The organism is Rhodothermales bacterium (genome assembly GCA_034439735.1).
Lineage (GTDB): Bacteria > Bacteroidota > Rhodothermia > Rhodothermales > JAHQVL01 > JAWKNW01.
In genome coordinates, this window is the sequence record JAWXAX010000191.1 from 1 (window position 1) to 5,904 (window position 5,904).

Below are 5,904 nucleotides of genomic sequence, written 5' to 3' on the forward strand. Positions count from 1 at the left end.
AACGCTTCGCTCCGACGGGATTTGCCCCTCCTCGGATCGAGGAGGGGCCTGGTAGTCAGGCACGTTCCCGATACGAAAACTGTCCGAAGTATTAAGGTTGGCAAGTTGCAGGTTGGCAAGTTGCAGACGTATAAAATCCTGTAACCTGTCAACCCGTAACCTGCCAACCAGTATCTATCGCTCGTAAAACGCCGGCGGGGCGATGCCGAGGGAGCGGAGGTAGACGTAACCCTGCGCGCGGTGGTGGATTTCGTTGTCCACGATGTAATGGATGATCCAGTGCCCGGGGCCCTCCCACTGCCCAAACGCGAGGTCGACTTTGGGAAAACGATTCGCGGGAATCGTGGGCCAGATTTCGTTCATTTTTGTCGTTACCTCGTCCCACAGCCGGAGCGCCTCGGCTTTGGAGCTCAGCGTCGGCCCCTCGTCGTACTCCCACTTTCCGGTAGCCACCCCCTTGATGGTTGGAATGGCCATACCCAGCATCTCCTTTACCAGCAAAGAGAACGGACGCATCCCGCCGATGGAGTAGCTCGTGAAGGCGTCTTCCGGAAAGGCCTCGATGACGCGGCGCGTCAGCCGGCGGTGGCCCTGCCAGTGCTCGAGAAAGGCATCCGCAGTGATAAACGGAGCGGGTGTCGGTAGAGTAGCCATGGCGTTGCATCTAGGGTTGAATGAAGGAACACACCCAGTATCCGCCGGCGTGGTGTCAACGTTGTGTCACAGGGGTTCCGAGGGTTAAAGATCACGAAACCAAGTGTAACTACCTGCGTCACACCTGACGTTCCCTTACTCGCACGCCGATGATTCAGAACTTCAGGCACAAAGGGCTCCGGCGCTTTTTCGATACCGGTGATGGTTCAAAACTGAACGCCAGCCACCTGAAACGTATCCGCCTTATTCTGTCGGCTCTCAATGCGGCGACCATGGTTGACGCCGTGGCGTTTCCCGGCTCGGGGCTCCATCCATTAAAAGGCGACATGAAAGGGTTCTCGGCGGTATCGGTGAGCGGCAACTGGCGCATCGTATTCCGTTTCGAAAATGGAGATGCTTACGACGTCGACTATGTAGATTATCACTGACATGATGCACAATCCAGCACATCCCGGAGAGATTTTGAAAGATCTGTATTTAGAACCGCTGGGCCTGAGCGTCACGGCCGCCGCGGAGGGGCTGGGCATAAGCCGGAAGAGACTATCAGCATTGATTAACCAACGCTCCGGCATCAGTCCGCTCATGGCGCTCAGGCTATCGAAGGCCTTTCCAAACACAACGGCTCAATTCTGGCTGAATCTGCAGAATCAATTCGATCTCTTCGTGGAGCAGGGCAATGCGGCCCTCGCCACCGTCAGGCGACTGGCAGCTGCATAACATCCTTTTCGATATACTGACGCGGCTAAAAGACGGGGTAATTACTCATCCCCACCCACACGGACCTCACTTCGGTCGTCCGTTAGCGGCAGGCTGATGAGGTTGGCGAAGAAGGCATACACCTCGGGGTGATACGCCTTGAGTTGCCGGTACCAGCCGAGGGCGGTGTAGACGTAGGTCCCCTCGCCATACCGCGCCAGAAGGGTCGAGCTCGCCAGCGGCTCTTCGCCGGGATCATTCATGCGGAAGACCTCCTGGAACTCGGGCGCGTATTCGCCGGGGAAATAGAGGCCGCGCTCCTGCACCCACCCCTCCCACAACGCCGGCCCGATGGCGTTTGGCGCATGGAACAGCGGGGAATCGGGTAGCAATACTGTCACGGGCGCGTCTTCCCGCGTCACCCTGTCGTGACTGAGCAGCAGCGGATAGGGCGCCAGGGTATCCGGGTTTTTCTTCGCGGCGTCAAATGGATCGGCGAATTCCGGATTCCACTCGAACGTCTTCTGGTAGTTGACGATCAGGTGCCCGCCGGCTTCGACCCACGCGAGCAGCCGGCCGTTGTGCGCCCGCAGGTCCGCCCGGACGAGGTAGGCCCGGATGTCCACGACAATCGTATGGAACCCCGACAGATCGTCATCGGCGAGCGCGAGTGAATCGAGCAGGACATGCTCTACACCGAGCTCGCTCAGTGCCTGGTCCAGCGTGTTGTCGTAACTCGCCACCACCCCCACCCGCAGCGCCTCGGGCACAAGGACGTTGAATACCCGGCCGGCGAAGAAGGTATGCGCGGGAAGGGCCGGCCCGGTCGAGGGAGACGCCATAGACGTCACGGTCAGCGTATAGTCGCCCGGAGCCAGCGTTTCGGGCAGGACATAATCGAGCACGATCTTCCCGCCGGCCTCGATGGGTGCGTCGTACTGGGCGGAGTGGACGACCTCGCGGGTCGCGTCTTTCGATATGGCCAGGCGAACGTCCACCCGCGCCGCCACGGGGTCGAACGCGGCGAGGTCGAGCGCGAGCTGATTGGCGCCGCCGCGGAGCCGGACCACCTGGTCGCGGGCGGAGACGACGATCGGCGGGGCGATTTCCAGCGGGAGATGGCCGGCGGCCACGAGCTGCCGGTCGTTGGCGTTACGCAGGGCGTACTGGACGGGTAGGTCGTTCGTGAAACGGTCGTACTGGCGGTCGACTTTCGGGAGGGTAGGCGCCGCGTCGGCGCGAACGCGGACGGCAACGGCGTCGTCCGAGCTGCCGGACACGATTATCGTTGTGTCGATCGCCCCGGAAAAGGTTAGCTGCATGGGCGAGGCATCCATCCGGCGCGGAGCGAAACGGAGGTCGATCGTCTGCCCGGGCACCGCGACGTCGATGGAGGCCATGACAAAATTCTCGGGCAGCGGCTCGATGCGGCCCGATGCGATCCAGTAGCTCAGATCCGGCGAGGCATTCCGGTTTGGCGGCAGGCCGGCCGTGAGGTCGGCCGTCACTGGCGGCGCGCCCTCGGCCTCGCGAAGGAGCACAAAAAACGTGTTGTCCTGCATGCGTCGAAACGCCGCGAACATCCCCATGCCCTGAGACGCGTGTTCGACGAGGGCATCCGTCGCGATGTCCGCATAGGACTTGCCGGCCGGCGCATAGACGTCCATCACCGGCACCTCGGCGTCGTAGTCTTCCGTCGTGCGACGCCAGAGCCGGAGGAAGAGCCGCTTCGGCTGCCAGAGGTCCACCCCGTCCTCTTCGAGTTGCTCGGGGTGATACGTCGAGTCGGCGGCGAGGGCGAACGCGTCGTAGGCCGAGATCCCGACCGCCTGATGCTGCCCGTGCTGGAGGTTGGGGCCGACGGTCAGGGTATCGTGATTGGTGAAGAGGACGTCCGGCTTGAGCTTCCGGATGAGATAGACGAGGCGGGAAGTCACTTCATCCCGCCCGCCCCAGATATCAAAGGCCTCGCGGGCCTGTTTCGAGAACCCAAAGTCTTTGAAGTTGAGGAAATAAACCTGCGTTCCGAGCCGGCGCGCGGCGCGTTCGGTCTCCACCGTCCGGATGGCGCCGAGTTCTTCATAGAGTTCGGGTCCTATCTCGTTCTGCCCCCCTTCGCCGCGGGTATAGATCACGCTGTACGCGACGGCGTCGTGGGCGCGACGATAATAGGCGAGGGTGCGGCCATCCTCATCGTCCGGATGGGCAGCGAGGTTCATCACAACGAGCGGAGCCGCGGACTGGGCGGCGGCTGGCTGCCGGCCCGCGCCGGCGAAGATGAAGAGCAGCAGAAGGAGCGCGTAGAATCGCATGTGTTTCCTATTTTCGGGCGTCCGTATCCGTAGAGACGCAAGGTGTTGCGTCTTGGAGACGCAAGGTGTTGCGTCTCTACCCCCCACGTCCCATATACACATACCGTGTTACCATGACCGCCGCCGATAAAGCCTTTCTCTTTCAGCTTCTCGACACCCCGAGCCCTTCCGGGTTCGAATCCGCCGGCCAGCGCATCTGGGCGGGCTACCTGCGCCGGCACGCGGACCGAGTCGAGAGCGATCACTACGGCAACGTATGGGCGACACTTGATGGGTCGGCGAAAGATAACGCCCCGCGGCTCATGCTGGAAGCCCATGCGGACGAAATCGGGTTAATGGTCAATCATATTTCCGACGACGGGTTCCTGTTCATCACACGGATCGGGGGGTCGGACCGGGCCATCGCCCGCGGCCGGTCCGTCCGCATCCTCGGCAGCCAGGGCGAGGTGGAGGGGATCCTGGGCAACACGGCCATCCACCTGCGGGACCGGACGGACGACAAGCTGCCCGAGTGGCACGATCTGTTCATCGACATCGGCGCCGGCAACAAAGACGCCGTCGCGGCACGCGGCATCCGTGTAGGGCACCCGGCCGTGCTGGCCGAGTCCGCCCGGCCTTTCGGGGATACCCGCATCGTCGGCCGCGCGCTCGACAACCGGATAGGCGGCTTTATCATCGCGCGGGTGATGGCGCAGCTGGCCGCCAGCGGCAATCGGCCGGCCGCCACGGTGCACGCCGTCAACGCCGTCCAGGAAGAAGTGGGCGGGCACGGAGCGCGGATGATGAGCTATCGGCTCAACCCCACTGTAGCCGTCGTGCTGGACGTTTGCCACGCCACCGACTCCCCGGGCATCAGTGCCCCGAAACACGGCCTTACCAAACTCGGCGGCGGCCCCGGCCTCATGCACGGCGCCTCCACCCACCCCCTCGTCGTCCAGCGCCTCATGGAAGTCGCCGAAAAAGAAGGCATCCCGCTCCAGCACGAAGCATCGACCGGCTTCAGCGGCACCGACACCGACCAGATCTTCGACACCCGCGCCGGCATCCCCAGCGCCCTCGTCTCCCTCCCCATGCGGTACATGCACTCGACCGTGGAAATGGTGGATACGGCCGACCTCGACGCCGTCGTCCGCCTCCTAACGGCGTTTGTGCACGCCCTGACGCCAGCGGATGCGTTCAAGATTTCGATCTGACGATCGAAATCTTGAACAAGGAAAAAGGAAAAAGGAAAAAGGAAAAATGAAAAAGGCAAAAATGGAAAGTAGAAAGTGAAAACTCGCTGCTAGGAGACCATAAATTTTACCTTTTACCTTTTACCTTTTACCTTTTACCGTATCGTCCTTCGCTTCCGCACAATACTCAGCGCCATCTCCAGGGCCTGTTCGGCGTTCAGGCGGGGGTCGACCTGGGTTTTGTAGGCGCGCTCGAGGTCGGCCTGGACGAGGCCGCGGGCGCCGCCGATGCACTCGGTGACGTCGTCGCCGGTGAGTTCGAGGTGGACGCCGCCGAGGCTGGAGCCGAGGCGGTGGTGGATGTCGAACGCCTGCTCGACCTCCGAGAGGATAAAATCAAACGGCCGCGTTTTGAAGCCGGATTCGGTGCGGACGGTGTTGCCGTGCATCGGGTCGCAGATCCACAACGCCTTCTTGCCGGCCCGCTGCACGGCCTCCAGCAGCGGCGGCAGACCGTCGGCGATCTGGTCTTTCCCGAACCGGGTGATGAGCGTCAGCCGGCCGGGATCGTTCTCCGGGTTGAGGATGTCCATCAAATAGATCAGATCCTTCGGGCTCACCGCCTTCCCTACCTTCATCCCGATCGGGTTTTCGATCCCCCGGGCGTATTCGACGTGGGCGCTCTCGGGGAACGCCGTTCGCATCCCTATCCACGGCATGTGGGTCGATAGATTATACCAGCCCGGGTTGTGCGGGACACGCCGCGTCTGCGCCTCCTCGTAGGGTAAAAACAGCGCCTCGTGGCTCGTAAAAAACGACGCCCGGTCCAGCGCGGCGCTCTTGGTGTCCGCGAAGGTCTCCATGAACGACACCGCCTCCTTGATCGCGCCCAGGATTTCGCGATATTCGGCCGCCCGGGGCGAATTGCCGAGGAAGTCCAGGTCCCAGTACTCCGGGTGGTGCAGATCGGCGAAGCCGCCCGTGACGAGGGCCCGGACGAAGTTGAGCGTCATGGCCGAGCGGCTGTGGGCGTCGAGGAGGCGCTCGGGCGCCGGCACCCGCGCCGCGGC

Annotated in this window: 6 protein-coding genes; 3 read left to right on the plus strand and 3 right to left on the minus strand. The window is 62.6% G+C overall.

The genetic code is table 11. The features are described from left to right. Window positions 1-174 precede the first annotated feature (174 nt). Complete coding sequence (locus SH809_14545; protein ID MDZ4700925.1) at window positions 175-654, minus strand: DinB family protein; 480 nt, start codon at window positions 652-654, stop codon at window positions 175-177. A 149-nt stretch (window positions 655-803) separates the two neighbouring features. On the opposite strand from SH809_14545, the gene SH809_14550 reads away from it, so the two are divergent. Then, window positions 804-1,082 carry a type II toxin-antitoxin system RelE/ParE family toxin gene (locus SH809_14550; GenBank protein MDZ4700926.1) on the plus strand — a complete coding sequence of 93 codons (279 nt, stop codon included), beginning with the start codon at window positions 804-806 and terminating at the stop codon, window positions 1,080-1,082. A gap of 1 nt (window position 1,083) precedes the next feature. Next, window positions 1,084-1,371, plus strand: coding sequence for a HigA family addiction module antitoxin (locus tag SH809_14555; GenBank protein MDZ4700927.1), 288 nt, complete (start codon window positions 1,084-1,086; stop codon window positions 1,369-1,371). Window positions 1,372-1,412: 41 nt separating this feature from the next. Here the strand turns inward: SH809_14555 and SH809_14560 are convergent, their stop codons facing one another. Further along, a complete protein-coding gene (locus tag SH809_14560; GenBank protein ID MDZ4700928.1) occupies window positions 1,413-3,662 on the minus strand; it encodes a PIG-L family deacetylase in 2,250 nt (749 codons plus the stop codon). A gap of 113 nt (window positions 3,663-3,775) precedes the next feature. Here SH809_14560 and SH809_14565 point away from each other — a divergent pair, with 113 nt between their 5' ends. Further along, window positions 3,776-4,855, plus strand: coding sequence for a M42 family metallopeptidase (locus SH809_14565; GenBank protein ID MDZ4700929.1), 1,080 nt, complete (start codon window positions 3,776-3,778; stop codon window positions 4,853-4,855). Window positions 4,856-4,989: 134 nt separating this feature from the next. Here SH809_14565 and SH809_14570 read toward each other — a convergent pair. Beyond that, a partial coding sequence (locus SH809_14570; protein MDZ4700930.1) for a 3-deoxy-7-phosphoheptulonate synthase occupies window positions 4,990-5,904 on the minus strand: 915 nt, incomplete at its 5' end.

What these genes read in the sequence shown, in the direction of transcription:
- SH809_14545 (MDZ4700925.1), bottom strand. Translation starts at nt 654, where the DNA reads ATGGCTACTCTACCGACACCCGCTCCGTTTATCACTGCGGATGCCTTT.
- SH809_14550 (MDZ4700926.1), top strand. Translation starts at nt 804, where the DNA reads ATGATTCAGAACTTCAGGCACAAAGGGCTCCGGCGCTTTTTCGATACC.
- SH809_14555 (MDZ4700927.1), top strand. Translation starts at nt 1,084, where the DNA reads ATGATGCACAATCCAGCACATCCCGGAGAGATTTTGAAAGATCTGTAT.
- SH809_14560 (MDZ4700928.1), bottom strand. Translation starts at nt 3,662, where the DNA reads ATGCGATTCTACGCGCTCCTTCTGCTGCTCTTCATCTTCGCCGGCGCG.
- SH809_14565 (MDZ4700929.1), top strand. Translation starts at nt 3,776, where the DNA reads ATGACCGCCGCCGATAAAGCCTTTCTCTTTCAGCTTCTCGACACCCCG.